Below are 20,962 nucleotides of genomic sequence, written 5' to 3'. Positions count from 1 at the left end.
GAGCCGGCTTGAAGCCGGCTCCTTTGGCTTTTATATTTTTGAATGAGCGGACGGCGTTCGTCCGCATCGGCTTGAGAAAAAGAATTCCTGCTATGATTTCGCGCCGCACGACGCGAGCCAAACGCCATGACCCATGTGATCGCCGAACCCTGCATCGGAACCAAGGACAGCTCCTGCGTGGACGTCTGCCCCGTGGACTGCATCCACCCGGTGAAGGGCGCGGAAAAATTCCCGGATGCGACGCAGCTCTACATCGATCCCGACACCTGCATCGACTGCGGCCTCTGCGTGGACGAGTGCCCGGTCCGGGCCATCTTCCCCAGCGAGGATTTGCCCGCGGAATGGCAGAAATACGTGCAAATCAACGCGGATTGGTACAAAAAGAAGTAGTCGTCGCGGGGCCTTTCCAGGCCGCTCGGCGCAGTGCCGCCCCTTTATTTCAACGATCGACATTCAGCCCCCAACGTGGCGGTGTCAGTCCTTCTGCTCGTGGGCCAGCTTGTTCACGCCGATCGCGGCGGTCGGGCTTTCGGTCCAGTCCACGGCGCGGGAGCCCAGCTCGATCTCGCTCTTGAGCGTCTTGCGATAGCCCAGCTTGCGGACGATCTCCAGCACGTCGGTCCAGGTCGGAAAGGCCTTGTGGTTGACGCGCTTGAAGGTGTCCAGGGCGAGCAGGAAGAGGAACTGCTCCTTGTTCATCTCGCCCTCCTCGGCGCTCTTCACGAAGTCCGTGAGTCGCCGTCCCGGTCCGCGCCGCCGCTCGAGGTTGGACGCCTTGGAGACCTCGTGGTCGCGCCGGTCGATGCCGATGCGGCGATCGGTGACGTCGTTGGCTCGTGGTATGTGGTGCGGATCGGGCTTGGGTGGGTTTGAAGTCATGGGAGCTTTGGGTTGGGGAGGAGCGAGCGGTCGCGCGTCGGGTCGACCGATATACTGTACCAATCCAGTCGGGGCAATTTCGCCGCCGGCCAACAGCGATCGGGCATGGAATGACAGAAGACATCGAGGATCGACCCTTCAACATCACGGCCGCGATCCTGGGATGGATCCTGCCCGGACTTGGGCACTACAAAGCCGGTGAAAAGGCGCGGGGAAAGCTGATTTTGCTCGGCGTAGGAGGACTTTTCCTGCTCGGTGTGCTTGTCGGCGGCGTGGACTGCGTCGATCGGCGCGAGGATGGCATGTGGTTCGTCGCGCAAGCGGGCGCGGGCGGCCTGGCCTTCGCCACCGACCTGCTCAACTCGAGCCTGCTCAAGAGCGGCGAGGTTGGCGAACTGCTTCCGCTGGCGGTCCAGGGCGGCAAGATCATGGTGAGCAGCTACAAAGGGGCCGGACCCTCGAACGAAATTGGCACGCTGCTCTGCGGCCTGGCGGGAATGATGAACGTGGTCGCCGTGCTGGACGTGCTGCATCGCGGCGGCAAGCGGGAGGGGATCGTCTGATGCTCGAGCTCGCCTACATCCCGTTCCTGCAGCCCTTGCCCACCGTGGCCAACTGGTGGTGGCTGCTCCTCATCCCATGCTGCGCGGGTGTCAGCGTGACCTGGAAGGCCGTCCGGCTGGAGTCGCTCGAGCATTTTTGGCGCGAGGCGGTCACCATGACGGCGCATTCGATTCTGGTGATGGCGGCGCTGGCCGCGGGGCTCATGGTGCTGCTGCGGGTGGTGATCCCGCTGCTGCCTTCGTCCTGAGAGCGGGCCTTTGCGGACCGTGGCCTCGGTAGAGCCGCAGGCTGACGAAGAACATCGCGAACCACGGAATCACATCAACCACGACCGCGACCGGCACGAATGAAAACGTCCGTGGTTCCTCCCACAGGCGGTTCCGGCCCATGTCCAGACAGGCGCCGCTCACGTCGAACTCCGCGCTGGGCGGAAAGAGCTCGTCGTTGCGCGTCTGCACCCACACGCGCACTACCTGGACCATCGGCCAGCCTGCGCCCAGCGCGGCGACGCGCGTGCCGCGCTCATACTGATCCATGGGTGCCATGGCATTCACGGCCCAGGAAGGCGGAGCGCCGGCCGCCTCGACCGGAGAGAGCAGTGGCGCGTAGATCTTGGAGCAGTTGACCCAGTCGACTCCGAAGCCTTCGTGGTGAGAGACGGTCCATGGGTCGCGGCCATTCACGACCCACGTGTCGATGTCGACCAGGTGGGTGCCGAAAAGGATGTTGACGCACCACTCATTGACGCACCATGCGGCGATGCACAGCGACACCACGACCGCGCTCACCAGGGCCAGCAGGGCATCGGGGATCCATCCGCGCATCACCGCCCTCCCGGTCCGGGCCGGATGCCCTTGCCCACGGCCGACTTGGGATTGATCGGCTTGTTGGATTGCTTGCCGCGCAGGCGGCCCTTGCGCACCGCGGCATTTTCCCGGGTGGTCTTCTCCACCTTCAACCGGCCGCGCAGGGCGAGAATCACCTTGGTGCTGCGGCGCAGGGGGCGGTTCACGCCGGTCGCCTCGGACTTTCCGGCCGGGCCGGCGGCATGGGCGCCGCGCTTCCTGGGGGCCAGTCGCGCGGCCTCGGGATCGGGGAGCAAGTCCGGCGGGATCTCCAGGGCCTGGGCGACGCGCTCCCAGCGGGTCCGGTCCTGCGTGTCGACGAAGACGAAGGATTCCGCGAAATCGCTGGCATGGCCGGCGCGGCCGATCCGGTGGATCACATCGTCATCCATCGGGGGCAGATCATAATTCACCACGCAGCGGATGGCGGGCACATGCAATCCGCGCGCCGCCACGTCGGTGGCAACAAGAACCCGGTTCTCTCCTGTGCGCAGTCCATCCAGTGCCGCTTCGCGCTGCTTCTGCGAGCGGTCGCCGTGCAGCAGTCCGGTGGGAATGTCGTTGCGCCGCAGAGCCGTGGCCACCCAGCCGGCGCGGCGGCGGGTGCGGGTGAAGACCAGCACGCCGGTGCGCTTGGGGTCCTTGAGCAGGTGCAGCAGCAGCGGCGTCTTGGCGGCGTCGCGGCAGTCGTAGGCGGTGGGAACGGTGCGTGCCGCAGTGGAGCTGCCGCCGTAGCGGAAGGGCTCGCGCACGATCTCGCCGGCGAGCGACTCGACCGCGGGCCGCAGCGTGGCGGTGAAAAGATAGGTTTGCCGCTGGGCGGGCACGCGCTCCATCAGCGCGCGGACCTGCGGCGCGAAGCCCATGTCGAGCATGCGGTCAGCCTCGTCGATCACGACCATCTGGATCCAGGCGAGCGAGCAGGCGTCGATCTCCAGCAGCTCGCGCACGCGCCCCGGGGTGCCCACCAGCACATCCACGCCGGCCTTCAGCGCCGCCGCCTGCGCCGCGATGGAGCTCTTGCCCCACACCACCGCACAGCGCAGCACGGTGCCGCCCAGCAACTGGGTTGCCTCCTTGCCGATCTGCTGGGCCAGCTCGCGCGTCGGCGCCAGCACGATGGCCCGCAGCCGCGCCCGCGGATCGGTGAAATGTCGATTGTCTTCGGTGGGGCGGTCGGCGCGAAGCCGCGTGGCGATGGGCAGCAGGTAGGCCAGCGTCTTGCCAGTTCCCGTGGGGGCCACGGCAACGATGTCGCGGCCCGAGATCGCCGCCACGATGGTGCCCGCCTGCACCTCGGTCGGCGCGGTGATCTTCAACCGCGCCAGGAACGAAGCCAGCAGCGGGTCGACGCCAAGTGTCTTGAAGTCCTGCACCGCCACAGGCTAGCGGGGGACCGGGGCGGGGTGCGCCGGCGGCTTCTCGGCGGGCAGCAGACCCATGCGCCGATATTTCTCGCGGTACTTCACGTCGAGACGCTTCTGGCGGTCGCCGAAATCTACGCGGCGGCCCTCCGAGAAAATCAGGACCGGCTCGGTGGTCATTTCCAGGGGCTCGCCGTCGACGATCTGGAGCGTGGCCAGCTTGCCCGGCGCGATCGAGCCCAGCTTGTCGCCGACTCCGGCGATCTGGGCGGCGCCGCTGGTCACGCTTTGCAGGGCCAGGTCGCGCGACAGTCCGTAGGCGACGGCGGTGGCGGCGTGGTCGGGCAGATGGCGATCGTTGCTCGGATCGCTGCCGGTGGCGATGCAGAAGGGAATGCCCGCGTCGGCCAGCTTCTTGGGCAGCGCGTAGATCGCGTCGACCGAGTCCGCCCGCCGCGCGGGAAGGCGGTGCGTGCCCGCGATGACCACGGCGGCCTTGGCATCCTTGAGCAGGGGAATGCAACTGGCGGCGCCCGCGCCGCCCCAGATGATTGGCCGCAGGTTTCGGCTCTTCGCCCAGAGCAGCGCGCCCTCGATCTGTCCCGGCGAGTTGGCCACGAAATACACGGGCTCCTCGCCCTTGAGCACGGCGATCATGTTCTCGAAGCGAAGGTCGCCCTCGGTCTTCGGGTCCTTCTCGCGGGCCAGCATCCAGGTCTTGGCCTTGTCGAAGAAGGCGTCCAACTCCTTCAGATTCTTCGCGGCCTCCTTCTTCTGGTCATCCACGCTCTTGTCCATCCACGGCGCAACGATGGGCTCGCTCATGGGCCAGCGCACGATCAGCCCGGCGCGAGGCACCAGGGTCTGGTCCTCGCTGGTCCAGCCGTCGACGCGCATCACGCTGGCGTGGCCGGCAACCACTCCGCTCTGCGGAAAGACCACGGTGTTGAGCACGCCGCCCGAGCGGGCCACCGGGATGAGGTCGCTGTCGGGGTTCACCGCCACGCAGGCGCGGATCTCCGGGTGGTACTGGCCGAACTCATTGCGGTCATCGGTGGCGTTGACCTGCTGGACTTCCACCAGGCCAAGCTCACTGCCCACATGGATGAATCCCGGCATCACGGTGAGTCCGGTGCAATCGTATTTGGCGCACTCCGCGGGAAGGTCCGGCGTCTCGCCGGGGCCGATCGACACGATGACGCCCTTGTCGAAGATCACGTAGCCGCGCTCGATGATTTTCATACCGGGCTCCGCCGTGAAGATGCGCGCGTTCACCAGCGCCACCGGTTTCGCCTGCGGCGCGGCGGGAATCTGGGCGCTTTGGGCGAAGGCCGCCGCAGCGAGTCCCAGCGTGGCGGCGAAGCATCGCACGATGTTCATGGAATGGTTCATTGGCGGCCCTCCTCCAGCAGAATGCGCCAGCCTTCGCTCGAGCCTCCGCATCCGCAATCACCCGGCCCCATGGATTCGGGGTCGCGTCCGCGGCGGACCTGCTCGACCAGCGCCTCACGACGCAGATCCATCATTCGGGTTAGCAAAGTGGTGGGCGCCGGCTTGGCGTCCTTGGCCGGCTCCGCCTTCGGTGGTTCGATCGTCTTCAGGTTGCCGGTCTTCTCGCCTTCGGCGACAGCCAGTTCGAGCAGGCGCGCCCGCAGCTTGGCGTCGCGCTCGCGCATCGCCTGCTCCTTGGCGCGGTCGAAGTAGCAGGCCCCCTCGATCCAGGTGCTCTCCGCCAGGGTGAATCCGCTCAGCGGCTCGCCCGACCAGACGACAAAGTCACCATCCTTGCCCGCCTCGAGGCTGCCCATGTGCTGGTCGATCTTGAGTTGCTTTGCCGGGTTGATGGTGACGAATTTGAGCGCCTCGACCGGATCGCACCCGCCATACTTCACGGCCTTGGCGGCTTCCATGTTCAGTCGCCGCGCCATCTCGTCGCTGTCGGAGTTGAAGCTCACCACCACGCCGACGTCATGCATCAGCGAGCCGTTGAAAGGCACCGCGTCCATCACCTCCATCTTGTAGGCCCACCAGTCGCTGAAGGTGCTCGCCCCCGCGCCGTGCTTGGCGATGAGGTCGGCGACCTTGTAACCCTCGAGCACATGCTGGAAGGTGCCCACGCGGAAGTTGAACTCCTCAGCCAGCCGAAGCAGCATCAGGATCTCGTCCTGTCGGTAGCTGTGGCAATGCACCAGGCGCTTGCCCTCCAGGATCTCCGCCAGGGCCTCCAGCTGCAGGTCGCGCCGCGGCGGCATGGTTGAGGCCTTCGCATCCTCGGTCAGCGCCGCGTAGTCGCGCTGCTTGGCGGCGTACTCACGGGCCTCGCGGAAGCTGTCGCGCAGCAGCGCCTCCACGCCCATGCGGGTGTTGGGGTAGCGGCCGCGCGGGCGCGTGACGTTCTCGCCCAGGGCGAACTTGATGCCGGGGATCGCGCCGGGAATGCGGAAGTCATTGGCGCTGTTGCCCCATTTCAGTTTCACGACGCTGTTCTGGCCGCCGATGGGATTGGCGCTGCCGTGCAATTGGTTGGCCGCGGTCAACCCGCCCGCCAGTTCGCGGTACCAGCCGATGGCATCGGGGTCGATGCAGTCGTTGATGCGGCACTCCGCAGTGTCGTTCTTGGTGCCCTCGTTCACGCCGCCTTCGATGCCGGTGTGACTGTGGCAGTCGATGAGGCCGGGCGTGACATGCTTGCCGGTGCCGTCGATCACCAGGGCTCCCGCGGGAACGTTCGCCACGTTGCTTCCGACCGCCTTCACCTTTCCATCCACCACCAGAAGGTCGGCACTTTTGAGCGTGCCGGCCGGTCCGCAGGTCCAGATGGTCGCGTTCTTCACCAGCACGGCCTGGGATGCTGGCGGCGCTTCAAGGCCATATTCGCCCAGCGGCGTGACGGCGGGCAGGAACGCCAGCGGATCCTCCGTCTTCTTGGCGGGAGCAGCGGCGACCGCTTCGGCGGGTTTGGCATCACCGGGTTTCGCGTCGGCCGCCTTGGGATCCGCAGGCTTCGCGTCGGCGGGTTTTGCATCAGCCACCTTCGCATCCGCGGGTTTGGGAACATCGCGCTTGGTCAGCGTGAAAACAAGAGTCTTCCCGTCACGCGTCTGGGCCACGCCTTCAACGCGATCGCCGATGCGGACGGCGGTGCAGCGGAGCAGGCCCTCGCTTGACAGGGCCTCGCCCGGCAGCGTGAAGCCGACGCGGTCCAGATCAAAGTCGACATGCTCCGCGGTGAATTTCTTGGGCTCGAAGGGTTTGGCGGGCGCCGCGGCGACCGCCTCGGCAGGCTTGACCTCCGCAGGTTTCGCATCCGCCGCGGATGGAACGGGTGCCGCTGCAGGCGCGGCGGCAGGTGGTGCAGCAGGAGCAGCCGGGGGCGCAGTGGGCGGGACCGGAGCAACCACCTGCGCCAAAGTCTCGAAGTTGATGGCCTTGGTCTCCGGATCGAAATTTCCCGCCAGCTCGATCGCGTCGCACTTGAGCGTGCAGGGACCCTTGAATCCAAAGATGACGGGCTCGTACACGTTGGTCGAATCTCCGGCCACGAAGGTTCGCATCACATGCGTCTTCTCGCCGAAGAGCGGGCCATCCAGCAGCACCAGGTTCGCCATGCGGCCGGGTTCAATCGTTCCTGCGACGGCAGAGAGTCCAAGCTGCTGCGCCGGCCGCGTGGTCAGACACGAGAGCAGCTCGTCCTCCGAAAGTCCGCCGAGCATGGCGCGGCGCGCCCGCGCCGGAAAGTCTCCGCGGTTCTTCAGCTTCGCGGTGCCCACGCTGACATCCACGCCCGCGTCCAGCAGCCGCTTCACATTGCGCGGCGCCAGCGCCCAGGTCTCCAGGTCGCGCAGCGAAACCGACTCGTCCTTGCGCGGATCGCTCACGTCCGGGGTCTTGGGAAACTCAAAGGTCGCCACGATGGGAAGGTGCGTCGCCGCCACTTCGTTGAGCCGGCGGAATTCATTGCCTGATCCGATGATCCGGGCCTTCAGGCCGAACTCGTTCGCCAAAGCGGCGGCGCGAAGCAGATCCTGCTCGTTGTTGGTGTCGAAAATCACCATTGATTTGCCCTGAATCGCCGGTTCCAGCGCCGCCAGCGCCGCGGAGGCCTTGGGCGGATCGTTGCCCTGTGGGTGGGATTTCCAGACCGCGTTGGAGCGAGACAACCACTGCGCGTCCAAGAAGGACTGGCGGATCACCGCCATGGTTCCCATCAGCGCGGCGGGATAGCGGCTCGAGTCGGGACCTTCGTCGCCGACATGGGCGAAGGAGATGTTCTGGCCCGCGCTGGGCACGAGCTGCTCGACCTTGCGGTCGTCATTGGCCAGCAGCACCACCGCGCTCTCGCCGCGCAGGATTCCCGAATTGGGATGGACCGCCGCGATCGTGAATCCCATGTCGCGCAGTTCCTTGCGAATGCTCGAGGCCAGGGTCGCCATGTTGGCAACGCGCACCTGCGGCGTGACCTTGTCGTTCCAATAGCCCGTGGCGTCGGCGGCCGCCTCACGTGCCGCGGCGGCGCTGTCGATCATCAAGCCCGCGTCGATCAATCCCGGATAGAGGGTCAGACCCTTGGCGTCGATGACATGCGTACCCGCCGGAGCCGTCACGGCGCCGCTCTTGCCGACCGCTTTGATCCACCCATCCTCAACCAGCACCGCGCCATCCTCGATGCGCTCGCCGGGCTTCACCACCACCGTCGCATGCTCGATCAGGTCGCGCCTCACGTCCGAGGGACGCATCGCCACCGGTGGCGGATTTTGCGCGAAGAGGGTGGCGGCACAGATCAGGAACGCAAAACCAATGACGTGGGTGGCTCGGCTCATGGGAACTCCTGCAGGAACCGCGATGGTAGAGGGCGGAGCCCCATCTTTTAAATGAAACAGCCCCTGGAAATTCAAATTCCAGTCAGGCGGCAGGGGATTGAACCGGCTTCAGGCCTGGCTCGGATCGATCTCGTCGAGCAACCGCAGCAGGGCCGCCCGAAGCCGGTCCGGCGTTTCGTAGGTGCCCTGGGCGATTTCAGTCCGGGCGGCGTCGATCTTGGCCTGCCGCACGTCCGGGGTCTGGCGAAGCTTTTCGAGATGGCGGGCGTGCTCCGAAATTTCCACGCGATCATGGATCTCGGCCCGCTTGGGCGTGGCCGCGGCTGGGGCATCGATCTGCGCCCGCTGGATCGAAGCGGGGACAGAACCACCCTGCAAACTGTTGATCGGGGAAATATCAGGCATGAGAAACTCCTTGTCGTCTTCGGGTCAATCCTTTGAGCCGATTCAGACAGGTGTGGCGAACGCTTCCTGCGTCTGTAAACATGGTCGCGGCAATCCGCTCCCGTGAGGATAGAATCGACCACTTCCGCTTCCAATCTTGAACGAATTTCGATGCAAAATAAATTCTTTAACTTGCCGCGAACACTGCCCTTGAGACGCCTTTCAAAGTGCGTTTTCACTGTCAAAATGGCGGTCATTTTGTGCCTTCTCTCGGCGCCGGTTTTAGCCGCGTCGAGCGCTCCTCCGTCAGCGCCTCCAACGACACCGCCTGCCCCGCCGACCGGCGCCCCCAAAGGCAGCAGCGGCAAGCCCGATCCCAACAACGAGCTGATGAACGAGGGCGACGAAGTGGATGGGAACGCCTCCGCCCCCAGGGGCAACGCGAAGAAAAAGACCGCCGGCAAGGGAGCAGTCGCAGTTCCGGCGACGCCCGTCCCGCCGCCCTCCGATGGGAAGAATGCCGCCGCCAATGACGAGCAAAAACCCGAGTGGTCCGTGCTGCTGATGACCTTCACCGAACAGGGACACGCCGCCGCGGCCGGCGCCATGCGAGAAGCCATCGTCACTCGTTATCCCAAGCTTTCCGCCGCGCGCGTCTGCGCGCTCGACAAGGGAAGCGCCATTGTCTACGGCAGCTTCGCCGGCCTCGATGATTCCGAGTCAAAGCCCGCGATCAAGATGGTGAAGGAGATCGAGGAGAACGGAGTGCGACCTTTCGCCCGCGCCTATCTGGTCCGCATGCAGACCACGTCGCCGCAATCGCAGGCAAAGCAATATGACCTGTCCAAGGTGCGGGCGCGCTTCCCCAATGTGGTGCCGCTGTTCACCGTCAAGGTCGCCACCTGGAGTGATTTCAAGAGCGGTGAGATACCCTTCGCGGACATCCAGAAGAAGGCCGAGGCCTACTGCGCGGAGCTGCGCCTGCAGGGGCTCGAGTCCTATGTGAAGCACGACGCCGACGACCGCTCGAGCACCGTCACCATCGGCGTCTTCGATTCGACGGCCTACGACGCGCGGAGCACGCTCTTCCATCCGGATGTCGAGCGCATCATGAAGAAGTTTCCCGTGATGCTGGTCAACGGCGAGCCGCTGCTGGAGCCGCCGCCGCGCGGGCTGCCCAACGCGAAACCCACTCCCAAGCCCTGTGTCTTGATCGAGATTCCGCGTTGACCCATGGAGGTCCGAGTCCGCTGATCGGCCAGCCGAGGGCGATCGCCGCCCTGACGCGGGCCTTCGCCCGAGATCGGCTGCATCACGCCTGGATCCTGCACGGCCCGATGGGCGTTGGCAAATCGCTGGCCGCCCGCCTTTTTGCGGGCCTGGTGCTCGACCCCGAAACAGCGCCCGCCGACATCGCGGCGTTCGCGCCGCCCGAGGGCACGGAGGACGCGACGCTGCTCGACGCGGGAACCCACCCGGATTTCATCGTGATTCGCAAGGAACTGGCGGCGGTGAGCCAGAGCCGCGAGCTGCGGGAGCGCAAGCAGCTCAACATTCCGGTGGACCTTCTGCGTGAAACGCTCATCGGCGGTGTGGATGGTGAGGGTCGCATGTTGGATTCCGCGGTGCAGCGCACGCCGGCCCGCGGCCGGGCCAAGGTGTTCGTGATCGACGAGGCCGAGCTTCTTGAAAGCGAGGCGCAAAATGTCCTGCTCAAGACGCTCGAGGAGCCGCCGCTGGGGACCTATCTCTTCCTGGTCACCTCGCGCGAGGACCGCCTGCTGCCCACCATTCGCAGCCGTTGTCATAGGGTGGGGTTCGGCCCGCTCTCCGATGAGGCGATGCGGCAGTGGGAGTCGCGGCAGGATTGGAAGGCCGGCGACGCCGAGCGCGCCTGGCTCCGTTCCTTCGCGGCGGGCAGCCCCGGGCTGGCTCTGCTGGGTGCGAAGTTCGGATTGCATCGATGGTGGCAATCGCTGCATCCGCAATTCAAGCAATTGGATCAGGGTCAGTTTCCGCCAACCCTGGCAGAAGAAATGGCCAAGTGCGCCGAGGAGTACGCGGAGCTTCTGGTGAAGGAAAACGAGAACGCGAGCAAGGACGCCGCGAACCGCCAGGGGGTCAGCATGCTGGTCCGACTTGCCGGACTTCATCTGCGGCAGAAGTTGCACGCCGCGGCAAACGCCGGCGATCGCGAGGCACTCGACGCGACGCAGCGAGCCATGCTCACCTTGGACAACTTCGAGGAAGCGGTGCGGGCCAATGTCAATCTGAAGCTGGTGCTGGCGTCGCTGGTGGCGGCCTGGAGCCAGGTGGGCGTTGCCGTCGCGTCGCGTTGAGCATCCATGGGCTCCGCACAGGAAATCGAACGGGTCTGGATCCTTCGGGCGATGCCTCGCCTGCCGGACGGCGCCGTGGTCTGGAAAATTCACCAGGGCTATCTGCCCCAGCACTCGGTGGACGACGCCGAATTTCGCGAAGGAAGGATTCGCTCGGTCGAGCATGCCGACGGATCCGCCGAATTCTTTCACACGGTCAAGCAAGGCAGCGGCGTGGTGCGTCAGGAAATCGAGCGCGCCCTGGACCGGGCCCAATTCGAGCGGCTCTGGCCTGAGACACTTTCCAAGCGCATCCGGAAAATTCGCTCTCGCGTGGCCGAGGCGGGACTGATTTGGGAAATTGACCAGTTTCTCGACCTGCCACTGGTCATGGCCGAGGTTGAACTCCCCAGCGAAGGGGCGCCCTGCGTCTTTCCCAAGTGGCTTGCGCCGGAAATCCTCCGCGAGGTTTCGCACGACCCGCGCTACCGCAATCACGCCCTGGCGCTGCATGGAATGCCCAAATAGCCCGGCCAAACCCTGCTAACATCCCCGCCCCGGAGTTCCACCCATGGCCACAAGCATCCATTGCACCGTCGTGACCCCCAACGCCATCAGCCTCGATGAAAAGGCGACCTACGTCTCGTTTGAAGCGTGGGATGGACAGGTCGGAGTGATTGCCGGGGCGAGCCCCTTCCTCACGAAGCTGGGAACCGGCGTGCTGACCGTGACCACCGGCAACGGCTCGAAGCGACAGCTTCTGGCCGATGGGGGCTTCGCCCAGATGCAGGGGGAGAACCTGACCCTGCTGACCGACAACACCCATGAGATCGCCAGCATCGACGCCAAGCAGGCCGCGGCCGCGCTGGCCGACGCGAATCAAAAGGCGATCGCACCGGGATTCACTTCGCCCGCGGCCCGCGAAACGGTCGAGCGCGCCCAGCGCGTCGCCCAGGCCAAGGTCAACGCCTCGCGCCTACGCGCCGAACAGCGCTCCTGACCGCTGCAAAGTGGTAGATTCGGCTGCCGCCCGTTCCCTTCCCAGAGCGGCACAAAGGTGATGCATGGAAATCCAAGAAATCGCTGAGCAACCCGAAGCCGCCGCGTTCGCACCCGAGCCCGCCGAAGTTCCTTGCGCCGATCAGACGCTTGAGTCGCGGGTCGAGGCCGTGCTGCTTTCCGTCAGCCGCCCGGTGAGCGAGGCCAAGCTGGTCGAATTTCTGGGGCTTGAATCCGCCGGATCAAAGGACAAGGCCGCCACTGCGCTGGTGCGCCAAGCCATCGACAAGCTGAATTCCGAGTACGCGGCCTCCGCCCGAAGTTTTCGCGTCGAGCGCCTGGCCGGCGGCTGGCAGTTGCTCACCTTGGGCAAGTTTGCGCCACTGCTCACCCGTGTGCACGGCGACCGCCAGCAGGGGCGCCTTTCGCCCGCGGCGCTGGACACGTTGGCGATCATCGCCTACCGCCAGCCCGTGCTGCGCTCCGAGCTCGAAGCAGTGCGCGGCGTCGCGTGCGGTGATGTGCTGCGCGGCCTGATGGAGCGGCGCCTGGTCCGGATCACGGGACGCGCGGAGGAACTTGGCCGCCCGATGCTCTACGGAACCACGACGGAGTTCCTGCGGGTCTTCGGCATTTCACGCATTGAGGACCTGCCGCAGGCGCGGGAACTTCGAAACCCCAACGTCTGAAAGTCCAACCCTAAAAACGATACGAGTCCCTTTGAGAGGACTCGTAACGCAATCGGGGGAGTGACCTGAGCGGGTTGGCCGGAAAAGTCTCACGGCGCGCCCGCAATAGTTGCAACGGTCAGAGCGAACGGCGCCGCTTTCGAAGACCGATTCCGGCGATGCCGACCAGGGCGAATGAGCCCGGGGTTGGAATCGGAATCGAGTCGGCGCCCCAGATTCCCGTGAAGGCGACCGTGGATTTTCCGGTCATGTCAAACTGGAACTGGTAGCCCAGGCTCGGACCCAGCGGGCCAGCCACGGGATATGGAGTGATCACGACGCCGGGGATGATCGAAGAGGTGGAACCCGGGCTCGAGAACGAGAAGAACTTCATCAGCTCGGAGTTCGTGCCCGGCGATGTGCCGCCGCGCAGACCCTGCCAAAGCGGATTGCTTCCGTAGGAGGAGATGGTCGATGAGGCTCCGGAGTCGCTGGTCAAAATGCCGCCGATGTTTCCGTAGAAGCTCCAGTTGACTCCGCCCGGATCGGTGTCCAGCACTTCCAAGGAGATGTTGAAGCGCTTGGTGGAGCTCGAGAAGTTGGTGATGGTGAATCCGTTGGTCACGAAGGCCGACGCGGCGGACTCGGAGGCGATGTCCCATCCCACGGCCCATGTGGTCCCGGGGAACTTGTCGCTGAACGCACCCACATAGCTGTAGTCCCCAAAACCCGTCGCGGTTCCGTTTTGGGTCACGAGCGATTGACTGCCGTCCACATCGAAATTGATCTTCAGAACCGGAACCGCGAGTGCGGTTCCGCTGAGAGCCGCGGCAGCCAGTGACATCATTGCGAACTTAAACATCTTGTCTTCCCTCTCCTGGTATGGATTCCCGACACTGCGCCGGGAATTTTCAAATCGTGATTCCACTCATCATTTCAAAGTGCTCGCGTTCAAACGGGAGCACGGATATTTTCACAAAAGTTTCAGTTATGTTCCCGACGACGGCCGCGCAGACCGATTCCGCACGCCATGCAGACCAGAGCCGCCGCGCCGGGCGCAGGAATGGGCTCGGACGAGATCACCTCGAACGTGCCCGAGATGGCCGCCTGGTCGCCGGCGGAAAGAACAAACTTCAATTCCATCGCGATGGTGTCGTTGACATTGCCCACCAGGCCGAAGCTCGGCTGGGTGAACGATTGTGCGTACGACGCCTGGCTGCGATGCCCCGCGGAAATGACCAGCGGCGATCCGTCGAATGCAACGGCCGTCGCAAGCTGAGCCACCATGTTGGTGCGGACAAAGCTGGAATAGATGGAGCTCGAGCCGACGCTCTTGACGTAGGCGCCGCCTCCCCGGAGATCCGAGACCACGATTGAAATCGAGCCCGAGCCGCCGGTGTTCCCCAGGGCGCTGGTCAACTCCAGCGAATTGCTGAAGTCATAGAGCTTGTCCTGCAGGGTGTTGTTGGTGACCACGGTTGTGAAGGTCACCAGTGCGGCGTTGGCCGCGGACGCGGCAAGCATGGTTCCGAGCCATGACACAACCGCTAATCCTTTTCCATTCCCTCTTTGAAAATGCATAACTTCCCTTTCCTCGAATCTTCATTTTTCCGAAACGTGTTGCCGTGAACGGCAACTTTCCCTCTGTCCCCATATCCGGCCCGCTTTCGCTTGCCGGTGTCTCTTCAAAGGCCCTTACGGATTCAATCCCTTGCCTGTTGCAGCGCTTTGGAAAGGTTCCTGTCTTTGAGCGAACACATTTCAGCGCCCGTGACCCTGCCGAACAGCGGGATCGTCGAATTTCATGTCAAAAACACCATGGAATTGCTTTCCTGCATTGCCAAGCGGGAGATTGGATATTGGGAAGAATCGCCGAGTTATCAGGCTCGACCAAGCCTACGAATGTTGCGATTGACTTCGCGCGGGTCCCAGGGAGTCCCCGGGCATTCGGGAGGAATGGATCATCGGCATCAAAGAAAGAAGCCCCGCATGGAGCGGGGCTTCGTGTGAATCAATTGAATTTCGGATCCAAACTCACCAGGTGCGTCGCTGCTTCAAGCCGCAGACGCAGCCGCACAGCACCAAGGCCAGCGCTCCCGGCGAAGGAATCGCCCCGGCTCCGGCATTCCAGGCGCCGATGAAGCTGACATCGGAATTTCCATCCAAGGTGAACTTCATGTGGTATCCCAGGGTCCCGCCAGAGCCTTGCAGCAATTCAAACGGGGGGATGGTGTCGCCGAATCCGCCGTCGGTCGCCGAGTACTCCGGGAACAGGTCCACCACCGCGAAACCGCCCAGATAGCCCTGCCACATCGGCGTGGACGACGTGACGGTTCCATTCACGGCTCCAAAGAGGTTGCCGAAGCAGTAGGTCGGGCCGTCCCAATTGGAGATGTCGAAGGCGACCAGGATGTCGAAGGTTTTGCTGGAGGCGCTGGTGTTGGTGATGGTGAATCCGTTGGAAATGAGGCTGGGCGTGCTGACGGAATCGCCCAGAAGATCCCACTGGATGGACCAGTCATCGCCGCTGCGCGAGTCGATGAAACTCAGGCCCGCCTCGGTCAGGGTTCCGGCCGAAACCACGGGTGAGCCCGCCAAACCATCGACGGAGTAGTTGATGGTCAGATCGGCAAAAGCCGTGCTTGCCAGGATCATTGACGCCGCTGTGATGAACGATTGCTTGAACATAATTCCCATCTCTTTCAAATGAATGAACCGAAGTTTGTGTGCGGATCCAACAGATTTGTACGAATGAATTGATCGAACGATGAATGGCCGGACTTAGAAGGCTCTTCGGCGGCTTGAGCCGATGATGCCGGCGAGTGTCAGGAGCGGCAGCGTGCCGGACATCGGCACGACGGTGAAATTGCCCGAGACCACGGCTTGGTCGCCCGCCGAAACCACGAGCCGGATTTTCACGCAGATTTGGTCGCCAAGATTGATGAATGTCTCGCTCGCCGGGAAGCTGCCCGCAAATGAGGCGCTGGCATTGCTCGCGGCGAGCGCGGTCAGCACATAGGGAGCCCAGAGTTCCCTTTCGGGAATTGGTGTGGGACTGGCGAACTTCAGCATCGGAAGGAAGGAGTCGCCCTGCTGGAAGCCGCCGGTGTAAATCGAGTCGAATCCGACCGACGAGACGCTGGCGCCATCCGATCGCAGGTCGGTGACTCCAAGAGTCAAACGCCCCGAGCCCGACAAAAACCCGGAGCTCGTGGTCAGGGTCACGAATTTCTCGTAATAAAATTCCTTGGCCTCATTGGTGGTGTTGGTGAAGACCTTCGAGAAGGTCACCACTTCCGCGGCAGCGTTTGAGGCTGCCAATCCCAATGCCAGAGACGCCACAGCGGCGAATCCTTTTCCAATTCCCTCTACTTTTGGCATGATGCCACCTTTTCCAGAAAATGAAGATCAAGACACAGATCCCGGGGAGGATCCTGAAGAGAAACAAGTTTGAAGAGACCTTTTCCGACGCCTACCTAGGTTGACCGTCCCATGGGGATGAAACGATCAACAGGGGCACAATGCGCTGTAATTTTGCCCTTTCAAATGAAAGGTTCCATATTTCTAAAATTTTTTGAATTATGGTTATTGGCCCTAGCTGAGGGTCGCAAAAGGCGGTTCCACCCGGACCGATAGGATGGCTCACGATGCAAAGCATTTCACCATCGCGTGAGCCTCTGATCCTTGCGGTCGCATTGGCGGTCGGGCTTCTGATCGGGTTGGCGCCGCTTCAGCAGTTCGCGATCCAGCTCTTCGGCAAGCCGGGCATTGGCAATGCGATTGCTGTGAATCTCATGCTTCCGGCTGCTGCCGTTGTGATGGCGGCCTGCTTTCCCAAATTGCGAACGGCGGCAGCAAGCGGAATTCTTGTGGTTTTGGGTTTCACTCTGGCTCGCATGATGCATTTCGATCTCAGACCCTGGGCTTGGAACATGGAATTCGTGAAGAGTCACACGAGTCCGATCCTGGTTGGCGCCGCGATTGGCTGCTCGGTGCTGGCGGTGATTGCGGCGTTGATTGCGGGCAATTTTCGGCGGGTCGGTGCGCCGCCGCACTCTCCAAGCTGCGCCGCATGCCGGCATGCGTTGGCGGCGCATGCAGAGGCTCCCGTGCCGAGCCATTGTCCGGAGTGCGGAATACGGCTGAAATAAGCCCGAATTCACAAAAAGAACAACCCCGGATTTCTCCGGGGCCGTGAAATTTCAGTTGGCAATCCCAGCGGATTGCGCGTCGATCAATCGCCGCGCCGTCGCCGTGCCAGCAGTCCGACGACTCCCAGCAGGGCCGCCGCACCCGGGGCTGGAATGAGTTCCAGTCGCGAAGGGGCGTTGGCGTCCGGAATCCAGGTTTGGCCGCCGTCGATCGAGAGTTCCGAGTAAATGTCAAAATAGGAATCGATCTCGTAGAAACCATCCCCGATGTCCGTGATGGTCGTCGATCCCAGAGATCGCAAGGTCGGGCTTTCCCGGATCATCAGCGGGCCAAAGACGGTGTCGCTGGACATGCTCAGGGAAACCATTTCGGTGGCAAAGGTGCCGATCGCATTTTCCTGCTTGTCGAAGGCCAGGGTGGTGAATGACCCAAATCCCGAGACGACGCTCCGGCTGAAGTATTCACCGTTCTGGAAGACATTGACATGACCGAAGACCTGCGAGTCGAACTGCCCAACTTGGTTCGCGCCCTCCTGCTGCGTGGTGAACGAAGCATTGGGAATCTGCTTGATGCAGGAGAGCACCAGCTGAAGCGAATAGCCGCCGTATTTGGGGTTGACCGGCGACGCCCCGATGTACACGCCGTCCGAGGGCAGGTTGGGGTTCGTCGTGATGAACGAGGCCGAGGCTGAAGCGGCAAGGGTTGCAAGAGCCAAACCCATCGGAACAACGCGATAATTCATTTGAAACATCTCCAGTACTTTCCGGGGCTTTTGCCCCATTTTTGCCTCAATTGGAGGCTCCGACCATCAAGATGAAACAACCGCAAAGGGAATCTTGAAGAAACGAAATCAGATCAAAGCACTTGGCGGATCACGCGCCGCGCCGACGGCCTGAAAGCAGGCCAAGCAGACCCAGCATGGCTGCGGCTCCTGGTGCTGGCACGAGCTCCATGTGGACCGGGCCCCCAAAGTCGGGCATCCAGGTCTGCCCGCCGTCGATGGAGAGCTCCGTGAACACATCGAAGAAGGAATCGATCTTGAACAGGCCCCCGCCAATGTCCGTGATGGTCGTTCGACCCAGGGACTGCAGCGTGGGGCTCTCTCGGATCATCATCGGGCCAAAGAGCGAATTGCCGCTGAGATTCATGGCCAGCATTTCGGTGTCGAATGTGCCTGTGGTGTTGCCGATTTTGCCGAAAACCATGGTGGTGACCGGCCCCAGTCCCGTCATCGGCCCGGCACCGGAAAAATCGCCGTTCACATAGACCTCCACGTCTCCGAAGGCTTCCGAATCGAATTGCTCCATCTCGTCCGGCCCAATAGGGGTACGGATGGCTGTGGCCGCGAAGGGGTGATGCCGGATGTTTCCCAGAACGATTGTGAGAGCGCCCGCGCCGTACATCGCGTGAACCTGTTCCGCGCTCATGTAGACGCCGTCAGGTGGAAGATTGGGATCGTTCGTGATGATGGACGCCGAAGTGGTCGAAACGACTGTGGTCAGAACCATTCCCGAAACCATTCCCAATGTGTTCATGTGCTTCACGTGCCACCTTTTCCCGGGTTTTGAGCCCAATTTCCCATAGAAACCGAATCCTGCACAAGCAGAAAAACAGCGATCGCCTTGCAATCTCGAAGAACAATATTTTCAGATCCTTTTCAACCTACCTGCACTGCCTGCGCCATCGAAATGGAGCGAGCGGGGACACTTATGCGCCGGATTTTTGCGCTTTCAAATGAAATGTTCCAAATATTTCAAATATTTATTTCATTTCACAGCAGAACGGCTTCTGCGTTGCGATTTCGCCACTCGGCGATGACATGGCGCATTTGAGCGGTGGTCTCGGCGGTGCGGATGCCTTCCTTGAGCGGCTTCACGTGCCCCATGTTCTTGCCATACCAGCTGATCCGCTTTCGCATGCACTCCACCGCATGGCGGCCGGGGTTGTAGAGATCGAGCAATTGGAGGTGCCGGTCGATGACCAGGCACTTTTCATCGGTGGTGGGCTCGGGAAGGAGCTCGCCGGTGGCGATCAGATGGGCGGCGCGGCGAAAGAGCCAGGGGGTGCGCAGCGATCCGCGGCCAATCATCACACCGCGGCAGCCAGTCTGCTTCATGAGTTCCACCGCATGCTCGGGCTCGGTGACATCGCCGTTGCCGATGACGGGAATGCTCTTTACGGCCGCGACCACTTCGCCGATCTTGTTCCAGTCGGCTGTTCCGGCGAAAAACTGGCAGGTGAAGCGGCCATGCACGGTGACTGCGGCGATGCCGACATCTTCGAGCTGGCGAGCGAGGGTTGGCCCGACGAATCGCTCGGGATCCCAGCCAAGTCGGATCTTTGCGGTCACAGGAACGCGGCCGCTGGTGTGCTTTTCCACTGCTTTGACGATGCGCTGGGCCAATTGCACCGTGTCGCCCACCTGGCAGAGCAGCAGCGAGCCGCCGTGCTTCTTGGCGACCTTGTCCACCGGGCAGCCCATGTTGATGTCGATGAGCTGGGCGCCGTGGTCGACGGCCCAGATGGCGGCTTCGGGCAGGGGGTCGGACCAGTTGCCGTAGAGTTGCATGCCGCAGGGCTGATCGAATTCATTGGTCGCGGCGAGCTCCAGGGAGCGCCGCGCACCGCGCAGCAGGGCGTGGCTGTTCAGCAAGTCAGTGCTTGCCAGGCCGACGCCGCCCTGCTCGCGGCAGAGAATGCGAAAAGCGAGGTCGCAGTGGCCCGCCATGGGAGCGAGCAGAACCGGCGTTTGAAGTGTGAGGGCGCCAATGCGAAGCATGGGGCGAGTCTATTGCGGTGAGACCCGGGGACGAAGCGGGATTCGTCGCGGAATCACGGGTTTCATGGAAAAAGCAATTTCCTCGATTTGCCGGCGAGTGTTGCCGTGATACTTTGATTCCCTGTCGGAGATGCGGTGAAGGGGCGTCGTGCCGCGCGTTGACCAGCGGCCTGGTTGGAGCCCTTCCCATGAAACACTTCAAGTCCTTCGCGATCTTCATCGCCATGGCGATCGCCGGCAGCGCCGCCGCGGGCTACGTCAATGTCGGAAAAATCGTGGTCGACAAATACGAGCTTTCCTCCGGCACCCGGACCAAGGGTCCCGGCGCCAACATGATCATGCATTGGGAGACGAACGCGGCGTTCGCCGATCAAATGTGCTTCACGGAGCCAAACCTGCGCTGGCTGCAACTCCTGTCCTGCAGCGACGCGGTGGGAGGCGTGACGCCCCGGCCAAACCGGCCGTTCATTGATCTGCGAGAGGGCCAGATTGCTCCCGGGCACCCCGACGGTGTGGGCGACGGTCTTCCGTTCTACGACTTCAGCTATCCATCACTTGGCGACGCACAAGGAAATACCAACATCAAGATCAATGGAAGCGGGAAATACATGCGCGACGACCCGCGGGCGCAGGTCGGCCAGTACCCGATCAATTTCAGCTTCATCACGCTCGTGGTAGGCATCATGCCGGACAACCAGCTCGCGGCTCTCGGAGGGGTGAAGTGGGGATTCGACGTCGACAAGGACGGCAAACACACGCTGCTGACGCTGGAGGCGCTGAGCGCCGAGACCATTGCACTGGGCCGATTCACCAACTTTAATCAGGCATTGAAACAGGACTTCAAGGACTGGGTGCTGCCTTCACAGAAGACGTTCTGCCCCGACACGCAGTACTACTTTGACCTGGCACCAGAGCCCTCGTCATTGGGAGGCTTTACCGCATTCCTGCTCTCCGTCGCCCGTGGGCGGCGGCGGGTCGGGCTTGCGGAAGCGGCTTGACGATTGGCTGCTGACCGAGTTTGGCGCAGAATCTGAACCTTCCGGCAAATTCCGGCGGGGTCGGTGCGTGGTATGGAAGCCCCATGCGTCCTCCCCGCGCCATTCGAGTTGGTCACATCGAACCCGTGTTGCGAAGTCTTTCAAGAATTGCGGGCTTGAGCTGCAACTTGAAGGAAATTGCGGTGTCTTCCC

Annotated in this window: 23 protein-coding genes; 10 read left to right on the top strand and 13 right to left on the bottom strand. The window is 62.9% G+C overall.

Features of this window, described 5'->3' with window-relative positions:
• The first annotated feature begins 126 nt into the window (after positions 1-126).
• Positions 127-390 carry a ferredoxin family protein gene (locus K8R92_06545; protein MCE9619550.1) on the top strand — a complete coding sequence of 88 codons (264 nt, stop codon included), beginning with the start codon at positions 127-129 and terminating at the stop codon, positions 388-390.
• A gap of 84 nt (positions 391-474) precedes the next feature.
• Here K8R92_06545 and K8R92_06540 read toward each other — a convergent pair whose 3' ends face one another.
• Positions 475-879 carry a hypothetical protein gene (locus K8R92_06540; protein ID MCE9619549.1) on the bottom strand — a complete coding sequence of 135 codons (405 nt, stop codon included), beginning with the start codon at positions 877-879 and terminating at the stop codon, positions 475-477.
• 110 nt (positions 880-989) lie between these two features.
• Between K8R92_06540 and K8R92_06535 the strand changes: the two genes are divergently transcribed.
• Together K8R92_06535 and K8R92_06530 are read left to right on the top strand one after the other, a co-directional pair.
• Positions 990-1,442 carry a hypothetical protein gene (locus tag K8R92_06535; GenBank protein MCE9619548.1) on the top strand — a complete coding sequence of 151 codons (453 nt, stop codon included), beginning with the start codon at positions 990-992 and terminating at the stop codon, positions 1,440-1,442.
• The gene (locus tag K8R92_06530; protein ID MCE9619547.1) at positions 1,442-1,690 is read left to right on the top strand and encodes a hypothetical protein; all 249 of its coding nucleotides are present in this window, start codon (positions 1,442-1,444) and stop codon (positions 1,688-1,690) included. The genes K8R92_06535 and K8R92_06530 overlap by 1 nt, the downstream gene beginning before the upstream one ends.
• Here the strand turns inward: K8R92_06530 and K8R92_06525 are convergent.
• The 5 genes from K8R92_06525 to K8R92_06505 form a co-directional block, all read right to left on the bottom strand.
• Positions 1,644-2,267, bottom strand: a complete 624-nt coding sequence (locus tag K8R92_06525) for a hypothetical protein (GenBank protein MCE9619546.1) — start codon at positions 2,265-2,267, stop codon at positions 1,644-1,646. The two genes, K8R92_06530 and K8R92_06525, sit on opposite strands and share 47 nt — an antisense overlap.
• Positions 2,267-3,664, bottom strand: a complete 1,398-nt coding sequence (locus K8R92_06520; GenBank protein MCE9619545.1) for a DEAD/DEAH box helicase — start codon at positions 3,662-3,664, stop codon at positions 2,267-2,269. Before K8R92_06520 ends, K8R92_06525 begins: the two co-directional genes overlap by 1 nt.
• 9 nt (positions 3,665-3,673) lie before the next feature.
• Positions 3,674-5,044, bottom strand: a complete 1,371-nt coding sequence (locus tag K8R92_06515) for an amidohydrolase family protein (protein MCE9619544.1) — start codon at positions 5,042-5,044, stop codon at positions 3,674-3,676.
• Positions 5,041-7,260 (bottom strand): amidohydrolase, encoded by a 2,220-nt coding sequence (locus K8R92_06510; protein ID MCE9619543.1) that lies wholly within the window; start codon positions 7,258-7,260, stop codon positions 5,041-5,043. The genes K8R92_06515 and K8R92_06510 overlap by 4 nt, the downstream gene beginning before the upstream one ends.
• A gap of 1,320 nt (positions 7,261-8,580) precedes the next feature.
• Complete coding sequence (locus K8R92_06505) at positions 8,581-8,877, bottom strand: flagellar biosynthesis anti-sigma factor FlgM (GenBank protein ID MCE9619542.1); 297 nt, start codon at positions 8,875-8,877, stop codon at positions 8,581-8,583.
• Positions 8,878-9,102: 225 nt separating this feature from the next.
• Between K8R92_06505 and K8R92_06500 the strand changes: the two genes are divergently transcribed.
• From K8R92_06500 to scpB, 5 genes are all read left to right on the top strand, one after another.
• Entirely contained in the window at positions 9,103-10,086 is a 984-nt protein-coding gene (locus K8R92_06500) for a hypothetical protein (GenBank protein ID MCE9619541.1), read from the top strand.
• Positions 10,083-11,195, top strand: a complete 1,113-nt coding sequence (locus K8R92_06495; protein MCE9619540.1) for an AAA family ATPase — start codon at positions 10,083-10,085, stop codon at positions 11,193-11,195. Before K8R92_06500 ends, K8R92_06495 begins: the two co-directional genes overlap by 4 nt.
• A gap of 6 nt (positions 11,196-11,201) precedes the next feature.
• The gene (locus K8R92_06490) at positions 11,202-11,702 is read left to right on the top strand and encodes a hypothetical protein (protein ID MCE9619539.1); all 501 of its coding nucleotides are present in this window, start codon (positions 11,202-11,204) and stop codon (positions 11,700-11,702) included.
• Positions 11,703-11,745: 43 nt separating this feature from the next.
• Positions 11,746-12,174, top strand: a complete 429-nt coding sequence (locus K8R92_06485) for a F0F1 ATP synthase subunit epsilon (GenBank protein ID MCE9619538.1) — start codon at positions 11,746-11,748, stop codon at positions 12,172-12,174.
• A 64-nt stretch (positions 12,175-12,238) separates the two neighbouring features.
• A complete protein-coding gene (gene scpB / locus K8R92_06480) occupies positions 12,239-12,862 on the top strand; it encodes an SMC-Scp complex subunit ScpB (protein ID MCE9619537.1) in 624 nt (207 codons plus the stop codon).
• Positions 12,863-12,980: 118 nt separating this feature from the next.
• On the opposite strand, the gene K8R92_06475 is transcribed toward scpB, so the two are convergent.
• The 4 genes from K8R92_06475 to K8R92_06460 form a co-directional block, all read right to left on the bottom strand.
• Complete coding sequence (locus tag K8R92_06475; GenBank protein ID MCE9619536.1) at positions 12,981-13,703, bottom strand: hypothetical protein; 723 nt, start codon at positions 13,701-13,703, stop codon at positions 12,981-12,983.
• A gap of 122 nt (positions 13,704-13,825) precedes the next feature.
• Positions 13,826-14,365 (bottom strand): hypothetical protein, encoded by a 540-nt coding sequence (locus tag K8R92_06470; GenBank protein ID MCE9619535.1) that lies wholly within the window; start codon positions 14,363-14,365, stop codon positions 13,826-13,828.
• 510 nt (positions 14,366-14,875) lie between these two features.
• Positions 14,876-15,529 (bottom strand): hypothetical protein, encoded by a 654-nt coding sequence (locus tag K8R92_06465; protein ID MCE9619534.1) that lies wholly within the window; start codon positions 15,527-15,529, stop codon positions 14,876-14,878.
• Positions 15,530-15,622: 93 nt separating this feature from the next.
• Entirely contained in the window at positions 15,623-16,183 is a 561-nt protein-coding gene (locus K8R92_06460) for a hypothetical protein (GenBank protein MCE9619533.1), read from the bottom strand.
• Positions 16,184-16,560: 377 nt separating this feature from the next.
• On the opposite strand from K8R92_06460, the gene K8R92_06455 reads away from it, so the two are divergent.
• The gene (locus tag K8R92_06455; GenBank protein ID MCE9619532.1) at positions 16,561-16,992 is read left to right on the top strand and encodes a hypothetical protein; all 432 of its coding nucleotides are present in this window, start codon (positions 16,561-16,563) and stop codon (positions 16,990-16,992) included.
• An 83-nt stretch (positions 16,993-17,075) separates the two neighbouring features.
• On the opposite strand, the gene K8R92_06450 is transcribed toward K8R92_06455, so the two are convergent.
• From K8R92_06450 to dusB, 3 genes are all read right to left on the bottom strand, one after another.
• Positions 17,076-17,735 (bottom strand): hypothetical protein, encoded by a 660-nt coding sequence (locus K8R92_06450; protein MCE9619531.1) that lies wholly within the window; start codon positions 17,733-17,735, stop codon positions 17,076-17,078.
• Between the two features lie 130 nt (positions 17,736-17,865).
• Positions 17,866-18,501, bottom strand: coding sequence for a hypothetical protein (locus K8R92_06445; GenBank protein MCE9619530.1), 636 nt, complete (start codon positions 18,499-18,501; stop codon positions 17,866-17,868).
• 263 nt (positions 18,502-18,764) lie between these two features.
• Complete coding sequence (gene dusB / locus K8R92_06440) at positions 18,765-19,772, bottom strand: tRNA dihydrouridine synthase DusB (protein MCE9619529.1); 1,008 nt, start codon at positions 19,770-19,772, stop codon at positions 18,765-18,767.
• Between the two features lie 188 nt (positions 19,773-19,960).
• Here dusB and K8R92_06435 point away from each other — a divergent pair, with 188 nt between their 5' ends.
• On the top strand, positions 19,961-20,770 hold the full coding sequence (locus K8R92_06435) for a hypothetical protein (GenBank protein ID MCE9619528.1): 810 nt from the start codon (positions 19,961-19,963) through the stop codon (positions 20,768-20,770).
• Positions 20,771-20,962: the final 192 nt, after the last annotated feature.

This window comes from Planctomycetota bacterium (genome assembly GCA_021414025.1).
Lineage (GTDB): Bacteria > Planctomycetota > Phycisphaerae > Phycisphaerales > SM1A02 > SYAC01.
This window is presented reverse-complemented; position numbering and strand designations above follow the sequence as displayed.